This window comes from Pseudomonas fluorescens (genome assembly GCF_000802965.1).
Classification (GTDB): domain Bacteria; phylum Pseudomonadota; class Gammaproteobacteria; order Pseudomonadales; family Pseudomonadaceae; genus Aquipseudomonas; species Aquipseudomonas fluorescens_A.
The window spans coordinates 48,005-67,192 of sequence record NZ_JSAK01000004.1; the positions used below are offsets into that span (position 1 = coordinate 48,005).

The window sequence follows — 19,188 nt, forward strand, 5'->3', positions numbered from 1 at the left end:
GCCGGGCCTGCCTTCTGGAGCATTGCCCATGCACATCCGCGTTCTCGGTTCCGCCGCTGGCGGTGGTTTCCCGCAGTGGAACTGCAATTGCCGCCAGTGCGCTGGTGTGCGCAATGGCAGCCTGCGGGCCCAGCGTCGTACCCAATCGTCAATTGCCCTGAGTGACGACGGTGTGGATTGGGTGCTGTGCAATGCTTCACCGGACATCCGCGCGCAACTCGACAGTTTTGCGCCGCTGCAACCGGCGCGACGCTTGCGGGACACCGCCATTGCTGGCGTGGTGTTGCTGGACAGCCAGATCGATCACTGCACCGGTTTGCTGAGCCTGCGTGAAGGCTGCCCGCATGACGTGTGGTGCACCGAGCGGGTTCATGAGGACCTCAGCAGCGGCTTCCCTTTGTTCACTATGCTCGGTCACTGGAACGGCGGATTGCAGTGGCAACCAATCGAACTGGACCGCGAGCCCTTCCAGATCGAGGCCTGCCCGCAGTTGCGTTTTCGCGCGATTCCATTGGTCAGCAACGCACCGCCGTATTCGCCCAATCGCGGCCATCCGCAACCGGGCGACACCATCGGTTTGTTCATTGAAGACGAGCGCACCGGCGCCTCGCTGTTCTATGCACCCGGGCTGGGCCAGATCGATGATGAAGTGCTGGGCTGGATGCAACGCGCCGATTGTCTGTTGCTGGACGGCACCTTGTGGCGCGACGACGAGATGCGTCTCTGCGAAGTCGGGCAGAGCCTGGGCAGCGAGATGGGCCATCTGGCCCAAAGCGGGCCCGGCGGCATGCTGGAAGTGCTGGAAGGTTTCCCCCGCCAGCGCAAGGTGCTGATCCACATCAACAACACCAATCCGATCCTCGATGAAGACTCGGCCGAACGGGCGCTGCTGGAGCGGCGGGGGATAGAAGTGGCTTATGACGGCATGAGCATTGTGTTGTAGCCGTTGGCCACATCGCTGGCAAGCCAGCTCCCACAGGGTTCTGCGGTGTACACAAAAACCTGTGGGAGCTGGCTTGCCAGCGATGTGGCCGGATCAGACACAGAAGATTCCATGGAGACCTGCAATGACCGACACCCCCATGACCCCCAGCGAATTCGAGCAGGCCCTGCGCGCCAAGGGCGCCTACTACCACATCCACCATCCGTTCCACCAAGCCATGTACGCCGGTCGCGCCAGCCGCGAACAGATCCAGGGCTGGGTCGCCAATCGCTTCTATTACCAGGTCAACATCCCGCTCAAGGACGCCGCGATTCTGGCCAACTGTCCGGACCGCGACGTGCGCCGCGAATGGCTGCAACGGATTCTCGACCATGACGGTGCGCCGGGTAGCGAGGGCGGTATCGAAGCCTGGCTGCGCTTGGGCGAAGCAGTGGGGCTCGACCGCGAGCAAATCCTGTCACAGGAACTTGTGCTCCCCGGCGTACGATTCGCCGTGGATGCCTACGTCAATTTCGCCCGTCGAGCCTGCTGGCAGGAAGCGGCCAGCAGCTCACTGACCGAGCTGTTCGCGCCGCAGATCCATCAGTCGCGACTCGATGCCTGGCCAACCCATTACCCGTGGATCGACGTCGCCGGTTATGACTACTTTCGTACGCGGCTGAGTCAGGCTCGACGCGATGTCGAACACGGCTTGCGCATCACGCTTGCGTATTACGTCACCCTCGAAGCCCAGCAACGCATGCTGCAAATCCTGCAATTCAAGCTCGACGTGCTGTGGAGCATGCTCGATGCCATGAGCATGGCCTATGAGCTGGAACGCCCGCCGTATCACACCGTCACCCGGGAACATGTCTGGCATCGGGGGATCGCCCTGTGAGTCTGATCAGTCGCGAGCAGGCACCGTCTTTGCGTCGGGGCTTTCGTCTGCAATGGGAATCCCGCCAGGATTGCCACGTGTTGCTGTACCCCGAAGGCATGATCAAACTCAATGCCAGTGCCGGTCAGATTCTCGATCTGGTGGATGGCCAGCGCAGCGTGGCAGCGATCATTGATCGGCTGACCACGAGTTTTCCCGGTGTGCCGGGCATCGACGAGGACGTGCTGGCCTTTCTGGAGGTCGCCCATGCGCAATTCTGGATCGAGTGACGCGCTGCCAGGGCCGCCGTTGTGGTTGCTGGCGGAGCTGACTTATCGCTGTCCGTTGCAGTGTCCCTATTGCTCCAATCCCTTGGATTTCGCCCGCCACGGCGAGGAACTGAGCACGCAGGAATGGATTCGCGTATTCCGTGAGGCGCGGGACATGGGCGCTGCGCAATTGGGTTTTTCCGGTGGCGAGCCACTGGTTCGGCAAGACCTCGCCGAATTGATCAAGGCCGCGCGGGACATGGGTTATTACACCAACCTCATTACGTCGGGTATCGGCCTGACCGAGCAGAAGGTGCGCGACTTCAAGGTCGCCGGGCTCGATCACATCCAGATCAGTTTCCAGGCCGCCGACGAAGCGGTGAACAACATGCTCGCCGGCTCGCGCAAGGCCTTCGCGCAGAAACTGGCGATGGCCCGTGCGGTGAAAGCCCAGGGCTATCCGATGGTGCTGAACTTCGTCACTCATCGGTACAACATTGATGACATCGCCAGGATCATTGATTTGTGCCTGGAGCTGGAAGCTGATTTCGTCGAATTGGCCACCTGCCAGTTCTACGGCTGGGCAGAACTCAACCGCGTCGGCCTGCTACCAACCCGTGAACAACTGCAACGCGCCGAGCGCATCACCAACGAGTACCGCGAGCGCCTCGAAGCTCAGGGTCATCCCTGCAAATTGATCTTCGTCACCCCGGACTATTACGAAGAGCGCCCCAAGACCTGCATGAACGGCTGGGCCAACCTGTTTCTCGACATCACCCCGGACGGCACGGCGTTGCCTTGTCACAGCGCCCGGCAGTTGCCGGTGCAGTTTCCCAACGTGCGCGAGCACAGCATCGAACATATCTGGAACGATTCATTTGGCTTCAACCGTTTTCGTGGCAATGATTGGATGAAAGAGCCTTGTCGCTCGTGCGATGAAAAACACAAGGATCTGGGTGGCTGTCGCTGCCAGGCGTTCATGCTCACCGGTGATGCCGCCAATGCCGACCCGGTGTGCAGCAAGTCGCCTCACCATGGCGTTATCCTCAAGGCCCGCGAGGAAGCGGAAGCGCCGGGGTTGGGCATGGAACACCTGACGTTGCGCAACGAGAAGGCTTCGCGACTTATTTACCGCGGATAATCCCAACGACACCAGTCCCTGTGGGAGCGGGCTTGCCCGCGAAGACGGTGGTTCAGGTAAAACATATGTTGAATTTGCCGACCCCTTCGCGGGCAAGCCCGCTCCCACAGGGTCCGGCGGTGAATTTGAAGGCGAGTACATCCAGCCATTGGTCTGATTGCATTCGCAGCCGGATGCTTTAGTGTGGAACTTACCTTCCAAAACAATAAAAACAGGCTTTCCAATGAGCCAGAGTCTCAGTCAGCTGCGTAAGTTCGTTTCGCCTGAAATCATCTTCGGTGCCGGTTGCCGGCATAACGTCGGTAACTACGCCAAGACCTTTGGCGCGCGCAAGGTGCTGGTGGTCAGCGACCCGGGGGTGATTGCCGCCGGTTGGGTAGCGGATGTCGAAGCCAGCCTGCAAGCCTTGGGTATCGAGTATTGCCTTTACAGCGCCGTCTCTCCAAACCCGCGTGTGGAAGAGGTGATGCTCGGTGCCGAGATGTACCGGGAAAATCACTGTGATGTGATCGTCGCCGTCGGCGGCGGCAGTCCGATGGATTGCGGTAAAGGCATCGGCATTGTGGTCGCCCATGGTCGCAGCATCCTCGAGTTCGAAGGCGTCGACACCATCCGCGTGCCCAGCCCGCCACTGATCCTGATTCCGACCACCGCCGGCACCTCGGCCGACGTCTCGCAATTCGTGATCATTTCCAATCAACAGGAGCGTATGAAGTTCTCCATCGTCAGCAAGGCAGTGGTGCCGGATGTATCGCTGATCGACCCGGAAACCACCCTGAGCATGGACCCGTTCCTGTCCGCCTGTACCGGCATCGACGCCTTGGTACACGCCATCGAAGCCTTCGTGTCCACCGGTCACGGGCCGCTGACCGATCCCCATGCGCTGGAAGCGATGCGCCTGATCAACGGCAACCTGGTGCAGATGATCGCCAACCCGACCGACATCGCCCTGCGCGAGAAAATCATGCTCGGCAGCATGCAGGCCGGGCTGGCGTTCTCCAACGCGATCCTCGGCGCGGTGCATGCCATGTCTCACAGTCTCGGCGGCTTTCTCGACTTGCCCCATGGCCTGTGCAACGCGGTGCTGGTGGAACACGTGGTGGCGTTCAACTACGACTCGGCGCCGGACCGCTTCAAAGTCATCGCCGAGACGTTCGGCATCGACTGCCGGGGCCTCAGTCATCGGCAGATCTGCGGGCGGCTGGTTGAGCACCTGATCGCCCTGAAACATGCCATCGGTTTCCACGAAACCCTCGGGCTGCATGGGGTCAGGACGTCGGACATTCCCTTCCTGTCGCAACACGCCATGGATGACCCGTGCATTCTCACCAACCCGCGTGAATCCAGTCAGCGTGATGTCGAGGTCGTCTATGGCGAAGCCCTCTGACGAGCAACAACGGGCGCTGGCCGGACTACTTGGATTAGGCAGTCATTCGGCGCGCAAGAGCCATTACCCGGAACTGGCCGCGCGCCTCGATGAACTGGAGGCCGAGCGCAACCGCTACAAGTGGTTGTTCGAAAACGCCGTCCACGGGATTTTCCAGGCCAGCCTGCATGAGGGCATGCGCGCCGCCAACCCGGCACTGGCGCGCATGCTCGGCTATCAAGACCCGCAGGAAGTGCTGTTCTCCCTGGCGGACCTGGCAAGCAATCTGTTCGTCGGCGGTGCCCGGGAGCTGGAAAACATCGGCGAAATCCTCACCCACCAGGGCAGCCTGCACGGCTATGAAACCCAGTTGCGGCGCAAGGATGGCAGCAGCCTCGACGTGCTGATGAACCTGTTGCTCAAGCCCGATCAGGAAGGCCTGGTGGAAGGTTTTGTCGCCGACATCACCGAACGCAAACTCGCTCAGGAACGTTTGCAGCAGCTCAATGATGAACTGGAGCAGCGCGTGACCGCGCGCACCGATGAACTGCTGGAAGCCAACCGCAACCTGCAACAGCAAATCACCCAGCGCAAGCAGATCGCAGAAGCCTTGCGCGATGCCCGTGACGCCGCCGAAGCGGCCAATCACAGCAAGGACAAATACCTCGCCGCCGCCAGTCACGACTTGTTGCAACCGCTCAATGCCGCGCGGTTGCTGATCTCGACCTTGCGTGAACGCAAGCTGCCCGAGGTCGAGCAGGTGCTGGTCGAGCGCACCCATCAGGCGCTGGAAGGCGCCGAGGATTTGCTCACCGATTTGCTCGATATCTCCCGGCTCGATCAAGCGGCGGTCAAGCCGGACGTGGCGCTGTATCGACTCGACGAATTGCTCGGGCCACTGGTTTCGGAGTTCCAGTCTGTGGCCGAGGCCGCCGGGTTGCGTCTGCGTGTGCACATGGGCGATTACGCCATACGCACTGACTTGCGCCTGATGACGCGGATCCTGCGTAACTTCCTAAGTAATGCCTGCCGCTACACCGACGAAGGCAGCATCCTGCTAGGGGCAAGGCGCCGGGGCGACAAGTTGCGCCTGGAAGTGTGGGACACCGGGCGCGGGATCCCGGCCGATCGTCTCGACTCGATCTTCCTCGAATTCAATCAACTGGACGTTGGCCGCGCTGCCGACCGCAAAGGCGTGGGCCTGGGGCTGGCGATCGTCGAGCGCATCGCGAAAATCCTCGACTACCGAATCCAGGTGCATTCGCTGCCGGGCCGGGGTTCGATGTTCAGCATCGAGGTGCCGATTTCCCGTGAGATCCCGTTGCCCATCAGCCTCGCAGCGCCGCAACCGGGCACGGGTAATCCGTTGCCGGGCCGGCGTTTGTTGGTGCTGGACAATGAAGTGAGCATCCTCGAGAGCATGAGCGCGTTGCTCGAGCAGTGGGGCTGCGACGTGGTTACGGCCACCGATGAACACTCGGCGCTGGCGGCCTTGGCGGGGCAGGCACCGGAACTGATTCTGGCGGACTACCACCTTGATCACGGCGTGGTGGGATGTGACGTGGTCAGGCATTTGCGCGAGCATTTCAGCCAGCCCATTCCTGCGGTGATCATCACCGCGGATCGTACGGATCAGTGCCGGCGCTCATTACAACGGCTCGAAGCACCGCTGCTGAACAAACCGGTGAAACCCGGCAAGTTGCGTGCGGTGCTGAGTCAGCTGTTGGGGACACCGGCTTGAATGCGGCTGCGCATTTGGATCATTAAGTTGTCAGTTTCGGTCATTGAGCGTCAACGGCTCGGCTCTTAGTCTGTCGAACATGACTGACGGGGGCCGCAGAGCTTCCGCACTTTTTCCGTGATCGCTCGTTGTGGAGTTACCGATGACCGCCGCTCATTACCCGCACCTGTTGGCCCCGCTGGACCTGGGTTTTACCACGTTGCGCAACCGCACCCTGATGGGCTCGATGCACACCGGTCTTGAGGAAAAACCCGGTGGCTTCGAGCGCATGGCGGCGTACTTTGCCGAGCGTGCCCGTGGCGGTGTCGGCCTGATGGTCACCGGCGGTATTGGTCCGAACGACGAGGGCGGGGTGTACTCCGGCGCGGCCAAGCTGACCACCGAAGAAGAGGCGCTCAAGCACCAGATCGTCACCCGTGCGGTGCACGAGGCGGGCGGCAAGATCTGCATGCAGATCCTCCACGCCGGCCGTTATGCCTACAGCCCGAAACAAGTCGCGCCAAGCGCCATTCAGGCACCGATCAACCCGTTCAAGCCTAAAGAGCTGGACGAGGAAGGCATCGAAAAGCAAATCCGCGACTTCGTCACCTGTTCGACCCTGGCGCAACAGGCCGAATACGACGGCGTCGAAATCATGGGCTCGGAAGGTTATTTCATTAACCAGTTCCTCGCGGCCCACACCAACCACCGTACCGACCGTTGGGGCGGCAGCTACGAAAACCGCATGCGCCTGCCGGTGGAAATCGTCCGTCGGGTGCGTGAAGCGGTAGGTCCGAACTTCATCATCATTTTCCGTCTGTCGATGCTCGATCTGGTCGAGGGCGGCAGCACCTGGGAAGAAATCGTGTTGTTGGCCAAGGCCATCGAGCAGGCTGGCGCGACCATCATCAACACCGGTATCGGCTGGCACGAAGCGCGGATTCCGACCATCGCCACCAAGGTGCCGCGTGCGGCGTTCAGCAAGGTCACGGCCAAGCTGCGCGGTTCGGTGAACATTCCGCTGATCACCACCAACCGCATCAACACCCCGGAAGTCGCCGAGCAGATCCTGGCCGAAGGCGATGCCGACATGGTCTCGATGGCGCGACCGTTCCTTGCCGACCCGGATTTCGTCAACAAGGCTGCCGAAGGTCGCGCCGATGAAATCAACACCTGCATCGGCTGCAACCAGGCGTGTCTCGACCACACCTTCGGCGGCAAGTTGACCAGTTGCCTGGTGAACCCGCGTGCCTGCCACGAAACCGAACTCAACTATGTGCCGGTCAAGCAGATCAAGAAGATCGCGGTGGTCGGTGCCGGTCCTGCCGGGCTGTCCGCCGCGACTGTGGCTGCCGAGCGCGGCCATCAGGTGACGCTGTTCGATTCCGCCAGCGAAATCGGCGGCCAGTTCAACGTGGCCAAGCGTGTGCCGGGCAAGGAAGAGTTTTTTGAGACCCTGCGTTACTTCGGCCGCAAACTGCAAACCACCAACGTCGAGGTGTGCCTGAACACTCGCGTGGATGTGGCAAAACTGGTCGAGGGCGGGTTCGACGAAATCATTCTGGCTACCGGCATTGCCCCACGGACTCCGGCAATTCCGGGCGTCGAGAACGCCAAGGTGCTGAGTTACCTGGACGTGCTGCTTGAGCGCAAGCCAGTGGGCAAGCGCGTTGCGGTGATCGGCGCGGGTGGTATCGGTTTCGACGTGTCGGAATTCCTGGTTCATCAGGGTCAGGCCACCAGCCTGAACCGCGATGAGTTCTGGAAAGAGTGGGGCATCGACACGCACCTCGAAGCACGCGGCGGTGTTGCCGGCATCAAGGCGGCGCCCCATGCCCCGGCCCGTGATGTGTTCCTGCTGCAACGAAAGAAATCCAAGGTCGGCGACGGCCTGGGCAAGACCACCGGCTGGATTCACCGCACCGGTCTGAAGAACAAGCAGGTGCAGATGCTCAACAGCGTCGAATACCTGAAGATCGACGACGAAGGCTTGCACATCCGCATCGGCGAAACCGGCGAGCCGCAAGTGCTGCCAGTGGACAACATCGTGATCTGCGCCGGGCAGGACCCGCTGCGTGAATTGCAGGATGGCCTGGTGGCGGCGGGGCAGAATGTGCATTTGATCGGCGGCGCTGACGTTGCGGCAGAGCTGGATGCCAAGCGCGCGATCAATCAGGGATCGCGATTGGCTGCTGAACTGTAATTGGCGTACCTGTGGCGAGGGAGCTTGCTCCGCAGCCGAGCCGGAGCAAGCTCCCTCGCCACAGTTCAACTGTTAAGATGTCGGCTCTTCACCCAGAGCCGGCATCAATGCTTTCTCCTCCCGCAAACTGGCTACCCCAAGCCCCCCTCGAACCCCTCCACCTCGACTGGCTCTCCAATGCCAACATCGACGTCGCGATCCTGCGCCTGGACCAGATCGACCCGCTGATCAGCGGCAACAAATGGTTCAAGCTCATCGAACACCTCAAAGCCGCTGACCTTGCAGGCGCCGAAGGCATCATCAGCCTCGGTGGAGCGCACTCAAATCACCTTCACGCACTGGCCGCCGCCGGTAAGCGTTTCGGTTTCGCCACGGTCGGTTTATTGCGCGGGCACGCTCAGGAGACGCCGACGGTGAACGACTTGCAGGCGTTCGGCATGCAATTGCACTGGCTCGGTTATGGCGGTTACCGGGCGCGGAATGAAGCGGGGTTCTGGGAGCAGTGGCAGGCGCGGTATCCCGAACTGTTTCCGGTGCCCGAAGGCGGCGGTGGTTTGCCAGGAGCAACGGGCTGCACTCAGCTCAAAGCACTGGCCTGCCAGCAACTGGAGGGATTGGGTTGGAGTGACTATGACGGCTGGTGGCTGGCTTGCGGGACGGGTACAACCCTGGCCGGGTTGGTAATGGCTGAAGCGGGAGAATACCCGGTTTACGGTGCGTTGGCGGTGCCGGACGATCACGGTGTGGCGCAGCAGGTCGAGCGCATTTTGGAGGAGGCGGGCGTGAATGCTCCGACTTATGAACTGTTCGACGCAAGCCGGGGTGGCTTTGCCAAGGTCGATCCGCTGTTGCTTGAATTCATTGCGCAGACCGAGCAAGTCAGCGGCATTGCTCTTGAACCCCTGTACACAGGCAAAGCATTGCTGGCGCTCAAGCAGCAAGTCGAGGCAGGGAAGTTTGCCCGAGGCACACGGTTAATCTTTATACATACTGGTGGTCTACAGGGCCGCCGAGGTTTTAACTTGAAAACCTGACCCCTGTAGGAGTGAGCCTGCTCGCGATAGCGGTATGTCGGTGAATAATGATTCGACTGATAAACCGCAATCGCGAGCAGGCTCGCTCCTACAGGGGATGGTTGGTGTTATCAGGAATTGCTGTTCACCCGCTTCGGCATCATCCGCAACAAGGTGTTATCGCCCACCACATAGTGGTGATACAGCCCCGCCACGGCATGCAGGCCGATCAGCCAGTAGCCGATCGTGCCGCCGAGCTCGTGCCAGCCCTGGATCTGCTTGGCCAGGTCCTTGTTTTCCGCGATCAGCAGCGGCAGGTCGAAACCGTAGAACATCACTTGGTTGCCTTTGGCGCTGGTCACCAGCCACCCGAGAATCGGCATGGCGATCATGAAAATGTACAGCGCCCAGTGCATCAACTTGGCCAGCAGCGTTTGCCACTTCGGCGAAGCTGGAAAGATCTGTGGTGCCGGGCCCAGGCTGCGGGCGAACAGGCGTAGCCAGACCAATACGAATACGGTCAGGCCGAGCATGAAGTGCGATTCCACGATCAGCGTTCGACCGCCGCTGCCCTTGGGAAAGAGGCCGCGCAGTTCGATACAGGCGTAAACCAGCGCCAGCAGGACCAGCATCAACCAATGCAGTGCAATTGACACGGTGCTGTAGCGCGAGTCGGAGTTTTTCCACGGCATACGGTGTTCCTCACAGGTCCGGTTTGAAGCGCCCGTTCTTGATCGACGGTGTGCCTTAACTGTAATCCTGTTTCACCGGGTTTGCCTGTGGCTATCCGTCACGGGATGCTCTGGTTCAGGTAATTGACAGCCAAAACGCAAATCCCCTGCAGGCGCTGCCGCAGGCTGCGATCTTTTGATTTTGTTTTTTCAAGATCAAGATCAAGATCAAAAGATCGCAGCCTGCGGCAGCTCCTACAAGGGGCGGGTTTGTCAGCTGGTTTGAGGCATCTCGCCTTTGGCCAGGCGTTTGTTGATGTCGGCGATCACTTCCGGCAAGTCAGTGATGGTGTCGATCATGTAGTGCGGACGCGAGCCTTCGAACAGCGCGTGAATGCGTTTGCGCTCGCTGGCCAGTTCGTCGCTGCCGAGGGCGCGATAACCTTCGTAGTCCAGGCCCAGTGCGTTGCCCGAGCAGATCAGCGCGACGGTCCACATGCCGGCCCGACGACCTTCGAGAATGCCCGGCACAGTGTCATCGATCTTCACGCAAGCGGCGACGTCGTCGATGCCCAGGGCGATCACGTTGGCCAATGCTTGAGCCGGCCACGGACGGCCGTTCGGTACTTCGTCGGTGGCAACAACGTGGTCAGCCACGTAACCATTGGTGGCGGCCAACTCGACGACTTTGTCCATGACCTGTTTTGGATAACCGGAGCAGGAACCGATTTTGATCCCTTGCTGGCGCAGGTTGGCGATGGTGTCCAGGGCGCCCGGAATCAGTGCCGAGTGCTCGGCGATTTTCTCGATTTGCAGCGGCATGAAGCGCTGGTAGATGGCGGTGACGTCATCGTCGGTCGGTGTGCGGCCGAACACTTTTCGATAACGTTCGGCGACTTCCGGCTGATTGCACAGCGTGCGGATGTGGTCCCACTTGCCCATGCCCATCGGGCCACGGGCTTCGTCGATGGACACCTGGACGTCGAACTCGGCGAAGGCTTCGACGAAGATTTGCGTCGGCGCGAAAGAACCGAAATCGACCACAGTGCCGGCCCAGTCGAGGATGGCGGCCTGGAGTTTGCTTGGGTTGGTGTAGTTCATGGTGATCAAATTCCTGTGAGAACGAGCTATTCGGGAGTTCGGCGTTCCTGTGGGAGCGGGCTTGCCCGCGATGGGGGACTGTCAGTCGACATCAATGGTGAATGTCAGACCGCTATCGCGGGCAAGCCCGCTCCCACAGGGATTTGAGGCGATTCAGATCTCTAGCACTTCCATCTCGCGCAGCACTTCGCCGATGGCGGCTACGGCTTCGCGCATTTCGGCTGGCTGCACGTAGCCGATGCAGCCGACGCGGAAGGTTTCGACCTGGGTCAGTTTGCCGGGGTAGAGGATGTAACCCTTGGCCTTGACTCGTTCGTAGAATTCCTTGAACTGGTAACGCGGATCTTTCGGGGCATGGAAGGTGGCGATGATCGGTGCCTGGATCGCGGTCGGCAGGAAACTGCGCAGGCCCAGTTTGCTCATCTCTTCCATCAGAGCCTGACAATTGGCGGCGTAGCGCTCGTGCCGGGCCGGCAGGCCGCCTTCTTCGTTGTATTGCAGCAGCGCTTCGTGCAGCGCGGCGACCACGTGGGTCGGCGGGGTGAAGCGCCACTGACCGGTCTTGGTCATGTAGGTGTGCTGATCGAACAAATCCATCGCCAGCGAATGCGAGTTGCCTGCCGCGTGGGCCAGGGATTCCTTGCGAGCGAAAACAAACCCCATCCCCGGTACGCCTTCGAGGCATTTGCCCGACGCAGCGATCAGCGCATCGAACGACACCTGTTGCGCATCCACCGGCAGGGCGCCGAAGGAGCTCATGGCGTCGATGATCAGACGTTTGCCGTGTTGCTCGACGACTTGGGCGATTTCCGGTAGCGGGTTGAGGATGCCGGTGCTGGTTTCGCAATGAATCAGTGCGACGTGAGTAATGCCTGGGTCGGCACGCAGCAGGCGCTCGACGTCGGCGGCGGTGGTCGGTTCGTCTTCGGCGGTTTCAAAGGTGCTGAACGAGCGACCGAGCACTTCGCAGATCTTCGCCAGGCGTTTGCCGTAGGCGCCGTTGATCAGCACCAGGACTTTGCCGTCGCGAGGCACCAGCGTGCCGATGGCCGCTTCAACGGCGAAGGTGCCGCTGCCTTGCAGAGGCACGCAGTGGTGGCTGGCGGCGCCGTTGATGATCGCCAGCAGTTGTTCGCAGAGGCTGGCGGTCAGTTGGTTGAAGCGGTCATCCCATGAACCCCAGTCAACCATCATCGCCTGACGGGTGCGGGCCGACGTGGTCAATGGGCCGGGGGTGAGCAGGATGGGTGCGGCAATACTCATTCTCGTGTCCTCGCAATCGATGGGATGACGCTACGGGGCTTAAATTGCAATTTGCCGAGTTATCAATCAAATTGTTTGTTGTTATGCCAGCCATCAGTGAGGCTTATTCATGAACCTGTTTCAGCTCCGCGCCTTCGACGCCGTGGCCCGCGAGGGCAGCTTCACCCGCGCCGCTGCGCGACTGTTCATCAGCCAACCGGCGGTTACCGGGCACATCAAGGCGCTGGAGGAGCACTACCAGATCACCCTGTTGCGCAGGACTGCGCGCCGGGTGGAACTGACGGAGGAGGGCACCAAACTGGCGGCGATCACCCGGGCGATGTTCGGCCTGGCCGAAGAGGCGCAAGTGATGCTGGAAGCCAACCGACAGTTGCTCACCGGGCGCCTGGAAGTGGCGGCGGACGGGCCGCACATGGTCATGCCGATGCTCGCCAGCCTGCGCGCGCGTTATCCGGGGATCACGGTGAATTTACGTCTGGGCAATGCTCAGGAAACCCTCGCGGCGTTGTTGTCAGAACATGCCGACGTGGCGGTGCTGACCGAGGTCGAGCCGCGCAAGGGCTTGCATCTGCAAGCCTTGAGCGAATCACGCATTTGTGCGCTCGTGCCCGAAGGTCATCCGTGGGCGCGGCGGAGCAAAGGCGTGCCGCTCAAGGAGCTGGATCAGGTGATCATGGTGTTGCGCGAGCCGAGTTCGATTACCCGGCGTACGTTCGATGAAGCTTGTGCTCAGGCCAGCGTGCATCCTCGTGTATTGCTGGAGCTGGACAGTCGCGAGGCAGTCACCGAGGCGGTAGCGGCTGAGTTGGGCGTGGGCGTGGTGTCATCGGTCGAAGTCAGCCACGACCCGCGGGTGGCGGCGGTGCCGATCATTGGCGAGGGGTTGGTGAATCGGCACATGATGGGGTGCATGGAGCGGCGGCGGGATTTGCGTTTGATACAGGCGTTTTTCGGCTTGGCCTCAAGCAAGTAGACTGAGTCGCGGCCATCGCGGGCAAGCCACGCTCCCACAGGTTTGAGTCGTGCACAAAACAGGTGACCGGCGTAAATCCTGTGGGAGCGTGGCTTGCCCGCGATGGGGCCGGGCCTGCCTACACAAGACTCTCACGCACCATCTGCAGAAACGTCGCCACCACCCGCCGCGAACTCTGCTCGCGCAAACACACCAGCGTTTCTGTCAGCCGTCGTTTGCAATCGGTAATCGGCAACGCACACACCCGCGAATCCGCACCGAACTCGGCGGCCGACACCACGCCCACGCCAATCCCCACCACCACCGCCTCCCGCGCCGCTTCCCGACCTTCGACCTGTATCGCCGGACGAATGCGAAACCCGGCACCGGCCATTTCTTCTTCCAGTGTTTGACGGGTTACCGAACCGATTTCCCGCAGCACCAGCGGCGTGTCGTCCAGGTCCGCTAGGGTGATGGATTCGCGGTCCGCCCACGGATGATTACGCGACACGAACGCCACCATCGGGTCGTTGCGCAGCGGCAGGGAGATCAACCGTTCGTCGCTGACCTCACGTCCGAGCAACGCCAGATCGGCCTGGTAGTTGAACAGCCGAAACAGCGACTCATCGGTGTTGCCGGTTTCGATCTTCACGCTGATGCCGGGGTAGCGCTCGCAGAACCGGGCGATTTGCGGCAGCACATGCACCGGCGCATCCACCGCCAGAATCAGGCTGCCAGTCTGTAACGCCTGGGAATCCTGCAACAGCTCCTGGGCTTCCGCCTCGATCACAAAAAGCCGCTGGGTAACGCTCAACAGGCGCTCGCCCAGATCGGTCAGGCGCACCGAGCGTTTGTTGCGGTGGAACAGCAAAACGCCGTAGCGCTCTTCGAGTTTGCGCACTTGGTCGGAGATTGCCGGTTGCGTCAGAAACAGCCGCTCGGCGGCTTTGGTAAAGCTTCCATGCACGGCCACGGCGTGGAAGGCTTTGAGCTGGGCGTGGGAAACCGACATCGAAACCTCCAGTAACAAGCTGAACTTATATTGGAAATACGATAAATCGATTTCACTTATTAATCAGTAATTGTTTTTATCCGCTTCAGCCCCGGTGACTGGTCGGTCGATCAGCAACGGTGGCCATGAGCCTGTGCGTGCAACAGCAGGACTCATCTGACCGGAATCGCCCACAGGGACAAGGTGATTTCGCAGTGCTTAACAATAAAAAACACAGGCGTTTTCTTCCAATTCTGCCGGCACACTCACACCCTGAGGTCAGAACCACAATGAACAAGCACATCGGCACCATCAAGCGTTGGCGCGTGCAGATCTTCGCGATCACCTGGCTCGCCTACGCCGCTTTCTACTTCACCCGCAAAGCGTTTTCCGTTGCCAAACTCGGCATCGGCGAAGACCCGTCCTTCATGCTCGACAAAATGGCCATGGCCAACCTCGACGCCATTTACCTCACCGCATACGCCATCGGCCAATTCACCTGGGGCATCCTCGCCGACCGCTTTGGCCCACGGGTTGTGGTGCTCGGCGGGTTGCTGATATCGGCGGCGGCCGCGTTGGTGATGGGCAGTTTCGCCACGTTGCCGATTTTCGCCACTTGCATGTTGATTCAAGGGTTGGCGCAATCCACCGGTTGGTCGGGGTTGTGCAAGAACCTTGGCAGTTTCTTTCCCTCCGAACAGCGCGGGCGGGTGCTGGGGCTATGGAGTTCCTGCTACGCCTTTGGCGGTCTGGTGGCGTCGCCGTTCGCCGGATGGTGGGCGTATACGCTGATTGGCTCGTGGCATGCAGCGTTCATTTCCAGTGCGGCGGTGGTTGGGCTGGTCGCCGTGCTGTTTTTTATTTTTCAACGCAACAAACCTGAAGACGTCGGCTTGCCGGCCGTGGAGCCTGAGCCCGAACTGAGCGCTGAAGAGGCCTACGCCCAAAGCAAAATCAGCGTCCTGGCGCCGCTCAAGGAAATCCTGCGCAACCGTACCGTGCTGATTCTCGGCCTCTCGTACTTCATGCTGAAACCGGCACGCTACGCGATTCTGCTGTGGGGCCCGGTGATCGTTTTCGAACAGATGCCCTCGGTTGGCAAAGTCGGCGCAGCGATCATTCCGACGGCGTTTGAGCTGGCCGGGTTGCTCGGGCCGATCATGATCGGCATGGCCTCGGACAAACTGTTCGGCGCCCGGCGCATGCCGGCCTGCGTCATCAGCCTGTTGGCGCTGACCGTGTCGCTCGCCTTCTTCATGGGCGCCCTGCACACGGGTAGCGTGGCGCTGGTGGTGGCGCTGTTGTTTGTCATGGGCCTGACGCTTTACGGACCGGACTCAATGATCAGCGGCGCGGCGGCCATCGATTTCGGCACCGCCAAGGCCGGCGCAACGGCGGCCGGGTTCGTCAACGGTTGCGGTTCGGTCGGGGCGATTCTTGGCGGATTGCTGCCCGGTTATTTCGACACGGTGACGGTGTTCATCGTCTTCGCTGGCTGCGCGATGTTCTCCGCGCTGGTGTTGATCCCGTACTGGAACAGCCGCCCGGGCGGCCTGCGCGTCAACTATCCCTTTGTGCCTAACCGGCCGATGAGCATCAAACCCCTGCGTACCTGAACCCTGTCCCGCGCCGCCTGCTGCGCCCGCGGCAGGCGAGCGTGTGGACATCTGACCGGAGAAATGCCCCATGAGACCCTTTTGGCTGGACCAGGCCCTGAAGGCCGATACGTCCGAAACCTGCCCGCCACTGGAAGGCGACACCCGCGCCGACGTCTGCATCGTCGGCGGTGGTTACACCGGGTTGTGGACGGCGATCATGCTCAAGGAGCAGAACCCCGAACTGGATGTGTTGCTGATTGAGGCGGACATCTGCGGCGCCGGTGCCAGCGGTCGCAACGGAGGTTGTGCGTTGTCGTGGTCGGCCAAGTATTTCACCCTGGAGCGGCTGTTCGGCGTAGAAGAAGCCGTGCGCCTGGTCAAGGAATCCGAGAGCAGCATCCACGCCATCGGCGCCTTCTGCGACAAGTATGCGGTGGACGCCGATTACCGCCTCGACGGCACCCTTTACACCGCCACCAATCGCGCCCAGGTCGGCTCGACCGATGCAGTGATTGCGGCGCTGGAGCGCAACGGCATCAACTCGTTCACTCAACGGCCAGTGGCGGATGTGCAGCGCATGGCCGGTTCCAGCAAACACCTCGAAGGCTGGTTTTCCCCGGCCGCCGCCAGCGTGCAGCCGGGCAAACTGGTGCGCGGTTTGCGCCGGGTGGCCTTGCAACTGGGCGTGCGGATTCATGAAAACACCGCCATGACCGGATTGGAGGAGGGCAAGCCTGCGGGCATTCAAACCGCGAACGGCACCGTGCGCGCCGATCGAGTGGTGTTGGCGATGAACGCCTGGATGGCTCGCGCGTTTCCGCAGTTCGAACGCAGCGTGGCGATCGTCTCCAGCGACATGCTGATCACCGAACCCCGTCCCGACCTGCTCAACGAAATCGGTTTGACCAGCGGCGTCACGGTGCTCGATTCGCGGATCTTCGTGCACTATTACCACAACACCCCCGACGGCCGGATCATGCTCGGCAAGGGGGGCAACACCTTTGCCTACGGCGGACGCATGCTGCCAGTATTCGATCAGCCTTCGCCCTATGCCGGCCTGTTGCAGAACAGCCTGGCGGATTTCTTCCCGGCTTTTGCCAGCGTCAAGGTCGAAGCGACCTGGAACGGTCCGTCGGATCGCTCGGTGACAGGGTTGCCGTTCTTCGGGCAGATGAGTGCCAGCGGTAACGTGTTCTACGGTTTCGGCTATTCCGGCAGCGGCGTCGGGCCGTGCCACATGGGCGGGCAGATTCTCGCTTCGATGGTCCAAGGCCTCGACAACGCCTGGACCCGTTCGCCGCTGGTAAACGGGCCGCTGGGGTTCTTTCCGCCGGAACCGATTCGATACCTCGGCTCGTTGATGGTGCGCAACGCCATCCGCCGCAAAGAGCGCGCCGAGGATCACGGACGGCGGCCACGGCACTTGGACGTGCGCCTGGCGAAATTCGCCGCAGCGGCCGGCAAGGCTGACAAGGGCTAATGATCCGCGGGATTGATCAGCCAGTCGAACAGCAGGCGGCTCTCGCTGCGGGGTTCAGGCTGGCGGGTCGGGCGGGGAGTATGGCGTTGCACGCTGCTGGCACAAAACACCGGGCGGTCGGGGTCGCTGTCGAGGAAACTGACCAGCCCTTCGCTGCCCGCCAGAGGTAGCGCGGACGGATCGATCCGGGCGTCGGACGCAGCGACCGCGACCGGCATCCACAGACCCTCGGGATCAACATCCGCTGTAGGCCACACGTTCACCTGTACTCGACCTCGATCATCCAGCACGGCCGGTTGCCCGACGGGGCCAGACACGCGGGCCGGCTGGTAACCGGGGATGCTCGGCTTCGTCTGCTTCAGCGCCGGCCTGAACACGGTTGACCACGCAATGGCAGTGAACTGATTGTGGTAACGCTGGCGCATGTCGGGGTTGTGCCCCGCCAGAAGCGACCCCTGTTTGCCCTGATGCACGACCTGGGTAAGCAGCCATTGATCGTTGAACCCAGGCAATGGATGTTCCTCAACCTGGACGATGCCGGCGCTACGCAATTGCCGTTGATTGCTTTGTCCATGGACCTGCACCTGCTGGCAACGCAGTCGCTCCAGCTGCCGACGAGCCAATTGATCGCGATGGCGTTGCTCGTGGGCGGGACGAGGCATGAGCGCCGCAGATGGGTTGAAAGAGTGGTTGGCCGCGCCGTTGTCGGTGTCCGGTGCGCCGCGATTTCTGGCGGCCAGTCGCGGCATCGACGACAGCGAATCATGGCGCTGGAATAACTCACTGATGACCGGTTCGCGCTTGGTGTCAGGTAAATCATTGCGAAAGGGCATCAACAGCGGCTCCTGGGGAAAACTCAGGCTGTCATCGGCGAACACCAGCACATGCCCGTCGCTGCGATGTTCGAAGTGGTAGTGAATGCCTTCTTCCTCACACAGCCGTTGCAGCAGGTCCAGGTCGGTTTCTTCGTACTGAATGCAAAACGGCCGCAGCGGGTAGTGCCCGTTCGCCAGTTCAAAACGATAGCTGTCCTCGGGCAGCTCATGTTCTTCCAGCAACTGACGGAGGATCAGCGGTACGCTGAGGTGCTGAAAGATGCGTCGGTTTTTGCTTTGATCCAGCGTTTGCAGTGCAGGCATCAACACCAGTTTGTAGCCGACCCGGTTCGGTCCGCGATGTTCGTAACTGGCGCTGTGCAGCACACCGTGAAATCCCGGGCCGTCACCGAAGCAGAGCAGCGCCGGTTGCTGCAGCAAGTGATCAAGGTGCATGGCGGGCGTCAGGCCGATCACCTCGATATCGAATCGATAGAGTTGGTTGAGCGCCTCATGGCCGTTGAACTGGACCACCTGAAAACTCAAGTCATCGTCCAGCAGGGTCAGGGTGAAGGGACTTTCCTTGTCGTTGTGCATCGAACGCGCTTCTGCCATGGAGTACGGGCACAGAGGGTACGAAACCACAGCCCTTGATGGACACGCCAAATCGAAGTTTCAGAATCGCCCTACAACCGTTGGTGAAGATGTCGATCAGCTGCGAGAATTTTTGGTCGATTGCCAACTTTAGGCCGTATAAACTTGGCGCCATGCGTCGGCCAATAGATGTCTCGGCGCCATAGACAAGA

General features: G+C 61.0%; 16 protein-coding genes. 11 read left to right on the plus strand and 5 right to left on the minus strand.

From position 1 onward, the window contains the following. Positions 1-28 precede the first annotated feature (28 nt). The 8 genes from pqqB to NL64_RS03885 all read left to right on the plus strand — a co-directional run bounded on the left by pqqB (position 29) and on the right by NL64_RS03885 (position 9,532). Positions 29-943 (plus strand): pyrroloquinoline quinone biosynthesis protein PqqB, encoded by a 915-nt coding sequence (pqqB, locus tag NL64_RS03850; RefSeq protein ID WP_034146836.1) that lies wholly within the window; start codon positions 29-31, stop codon positions 941-943. Between the two features lie 124 nt (positions 944-1,067). Next, complete coding sequence (gene pqqC / locus NL64_RS03855; protein ID WP_034146837.1) at positions 1,068-1,820, plus strand: pyrroloquinoline-quinone synthase PqqC; 753 nt, start codon at positions 1,068-1,070, stop codon at positions 1,818-1,820. Continuing rightward, the gene (pqqD, locus tag NL64_RS03860; protein ID WP_034146838.1) at positions 1,817-2,089 is read left to right on the plus strand and encodes a pyrroloquinoline quinone biosynthesis peptide chaperone PqqD; all 273 of its coding nucleotides are present in this window, start codon (positions 1,817-1,819) and stop codon (positions 2,087-2,089) included. The genes pqqC and pqqD overlap by 4 nt, the downstream gene beginning before the upstream one ends. Further along, on the plus strand, positions 2,067-3,209 hold the full coding sequence (gene pqqE / locus NL64_RS03865) for a pyrroloquinoline quinone biosynthesis protein PqqE (RefSeq protein ID WP_034146839.1): 1,143 nt from the start codon (positions 2,067-2,069) through the stop codon (positions 3,207-3,209). Before pqqD ends, pqqE begins: the two co-directional genes overlap by 23 nt. Before the next feature lie 223 nt (positions 3,210-3,432). Beyond that, positions 3,433-4,596 carry an alcohol dehydrogenase-like regulatory protein ErcA gene (gene ercA / locus NL64_RS03870; RefSeq protein WP_034146840.1) on the plus strand — a complete coding sequence of 388 codons (1,164 nt, stop codon included), beginning with the start codon at positions 3,433-3,435 and terminating at the stop codon, positions 4,594-4,596. After that, positions 4,580-6,316 carry a PAS domain-containing hybrid sensor histidine kinase/response regulator gene (locus tag NL64_RS03875; protein WP_034146841.1) on the plus strand — a complete coding sequence of 579 codons (1,737 nt, stop codon included), beginning with the start codon at positions 4,580-4,582 and terminating at the stop codon, positions 6,314-6,316. The genes ercA and NL64_RS03875 overlap by 17 nt, the downstream gene beginning before the upstream one ends. A 142-nt stretch (positions 6,317-6,458) precedes the next feature. Continuing rightward, on the plus strand, positions 6,459-8,498 hold the full coding sequence (locus NL64_RS03880; protein WP_034146842.1) for an NADPH-dependent 2,4-dienoyl-CoA reductase: 2,040 nt from the start codon (positions 6,459-6,461) through the stop codon (positions 8,496-8,498). 107 nt (positions 8,499-8,605) lie between these two features. Continuing rightward, on the plus strand, positions 8,606-9,532 hold the full coding sequence (locus NL64_RS03885; protein ID WP_034146843.1) for a 1-aminocyclopropane-1-carboxylate deaminase/D-cysteine desulfhydrase: 927 nt from the start codon (positions 8,606-8,608) through the stop codon (positions 9,530-9,532). Positions 9,533-9,642: 110 nt separating this feature from the next. Here the strand turns inward: NL64_RS03885 and NL64_RS03890 are convergent, their stop codons facing one another. The 3 genes from NL64_RS03890 to NL64_RS03900 all read right to left on the minus strand — a co-directional run bounded on the left by NL64_RS03890 (position 9,643) and on the right by NL64_RS03900 (position 12,546). Beyond that, positions 9,643-10,203: a cytochrome b gene (locus NL64_RS03890; protein ID WP_034146844.1), complete on the minus strand. Its 561-nt coding sequence runs from the start codon at positions 10,201-10,203 to the stop codon at positions 9,643-9,645. Between the two features lie 252 nt (positions 10,204-10,455). Next, complete coding sequence (gene phnX, locus NL64_RS03895) at positions 10,456-11,283, minus strand: phosphonoacetaldehyde hydrolase (protein WP_034146845.1); 828 nt, start codon at positions 11,281-11,283, stop codon at positions 10,456-10,458. Between the two features lie 153 nt (positions 11,284-11,436). Continuing rightward, complete coding sequence (locus tag NL64_RS03900) at positions 11,437-12,546, minus strand: 2-aminoethylphosphonate--pyruvate transaminase (RefSeq protein ID WP_034146846.1); 1,110 nt, start codon at positions 12,544-12,546, stop codon at positions 11,437-11,439. 109 nt (positions 12,547-12,655) lie between these two features. Here NL64_RS03900 and NL64_RS03905 point away from each other — a divergent pair, with 109 nt between their 5' ends. Further along, positions 12,656-13,519, plus strand: a complete 864-nt coding sequence (locus NL64_RS03905) for a LysR substrate-binding domain-containing protein (RefSeq protein ID WP_034146847.1) — start codon at positions 12,656-12,658, stop codon at positions 13,517-13,519. A 118-nt stretch (positions 13,520-13,637) separates the two neighbouring features. Here NL64_RS03905 and NL64_RS03910 read toward each other — a convergent pair whose 3' ends face one another. Then, positions 13,638-14,510, minus strand: a complete 873-nt coding sequence (locus tag NL64_RS03910) for a LysR family transcriptional regulator (RefSeq protein WP_034146848.1) — start codon at positions 14,508-14,510, stop codon at positions 13,638-13,640. A 269-nt stretch (positions 14,511-14,779) separates the two neighbouring features. Between NL64_RS03910 and NL64_RS03915 the strand changes: the two genes are divergently transcribed. Continuing rightward, positions 14,780-16,105 carry an MFS transporter gene (locus tag NL64_RS03915; protein WP_034146849.1) on the plus strand — a complete coding sequence of 442 codons (1,326 nt, stop codon included), beginning with the start codon at positions 14,780-14,782 and terminating at the stop codon, positions 16,103-16,105. Between the two features lie 70 nt (positions 16,106-16,175). Then, positions 16,176-17,567: an FAD-dependent oxidoreductase gene (locus NL64_RS03920; protein ID WP_034146850.1), complete on the plus strand. Its 1,392-nt coding sequence runs from the start codon at positions 16,176-16,178 to the stop codon at positions 17,565-17,567. On the opposite strand, the gene NL64_RS03925 is transcribed toward NL64_RS03920, so the two are convergent. Then, positions 17,564-18,979 carry a type VI secretion system Vgr family protein gene (locus tag NL64_RS03925; RefSeq protein WP_034146851.1) on the minus strand — a complete coding sequence of 472 codons (1,416 nt, stop codon included), beginning with the start codon at positions 18,977-18,979 and terminating at the stop codon, positions 17,564-17,566. The two genes, NL64_RS03920 and NL64_RS03925, sit on opposite strands and share 4 nt — an antisense overlap. Positions 18,980-19,188 lie beyond the last annotated feature (209 nt).

Excerpts from the sequence above, each read along its gene's own strand:
- pqqB (WP_034146836.1), top strand. The coding sequence starts at position 29 with ATGCACATCCGCGTTCTCGGTTCCGCCGCTGGCGGTGGTTTCCCGCAG.
- pqqC (WP_034146837.1), top strand. The coding sequence starts at position 1,068 with ATGACCGACACCCCCATGACCCCCAGCGAATTCGAGCAGGCCCTGCGC.
- pqqE (WP_034146839.1), top strand. The coding sequence starts at position 2,067 with ATGCGCAATTCTGGATCGAGTGACGCGCTGCCAGGGCCGCCGTTGTGG.
- ercA (WP_034146840.1), top strand. The coding sequence starts at position 3,433 with ATGAGCCAGAGTCTCAGTCAGCTGCGTAAGTTCGTTTCGCCTGAAATC.
- NL64_RS03875 (WP_034146841.1), top strand. The coding sequence starts at position 4,580 with ATGGCGAAGCCCTCTGACGAGCAACAACGGGCGCTGGCCGGACTACTT.
- NL64_RS03880 (WP_034146842.1), top strand. The coding sequence starts at position 6,459 with ATGACCGCCGCTCATTACCCGCACCTGTTGGCCCCGCTGGACCTGGGT.
- NL64_RS03885 (WP_034146843.1), top strand. The coding sequence starts at position 8,606 with ATGCTTTCTCCTCCCGCAAACTGGCTACCCCAAGCCCCCCTCGAACCC.
- NL64_RS03890 (WP_034146844.1), bottom strand. The coding sequence starts at position 10,203 with ATGCCGTGGAAAAACTCCGACTCGCGCTACAGCACCGTGTCAATTGCA.
- phnX (WP_034146845.1), bottom strand. The coding sequence starts at position 11,283 with ATGAACTACACCAACCCAAGCAAACTCCAGGCCGCCATCCTCGACTGG.
- NL64_RS03900 (WP_034146846.1), bottom strand. The coding sequence starts at position 12,546 with ATGAGTATTGCCGCACCCATCCTGCTCACCCCCGGCCCATTGACCACG.
- NL64_RS03905 (WP_034146847.1), top strand. The coding sequence starts at position 12,656 with ATGAACCTGTTTCAGCTCCGCGCCTTCGACGCCGTGGCCCGCGAGGGC.
- NL64_RS03910 (WP_034146848.1), bottom strand. The coding sequence starts at position 14,510 with ATGTCGGTTTCCCACGCCCAGCTCAAAGCCTTCCACGCCGTGGCCGTG.
- NL64_RS03915 (WP_034146849.1), top strand. The coding sequence starts at position 14,780 with ATGAACAAGCACATCGGCACCATCAAGCGTTGGCGCGTGCAGATCTTC.
- NL64_RS03920 (WP_034146850.1), top strand. The coding sequence starts at position 16,176 with ATGAGACCCTTTTGGCTGGACCAGGCCCTGAAGGCCGATACGTCCGAA.
- NL64_RS03925 (WP_034146851.1), bottom strand. The coding sequence starts at position 18,979 with ATGCACAACGACAAGGAAAGTCCCTTCACCCTGACCCTGCTGGACGAT.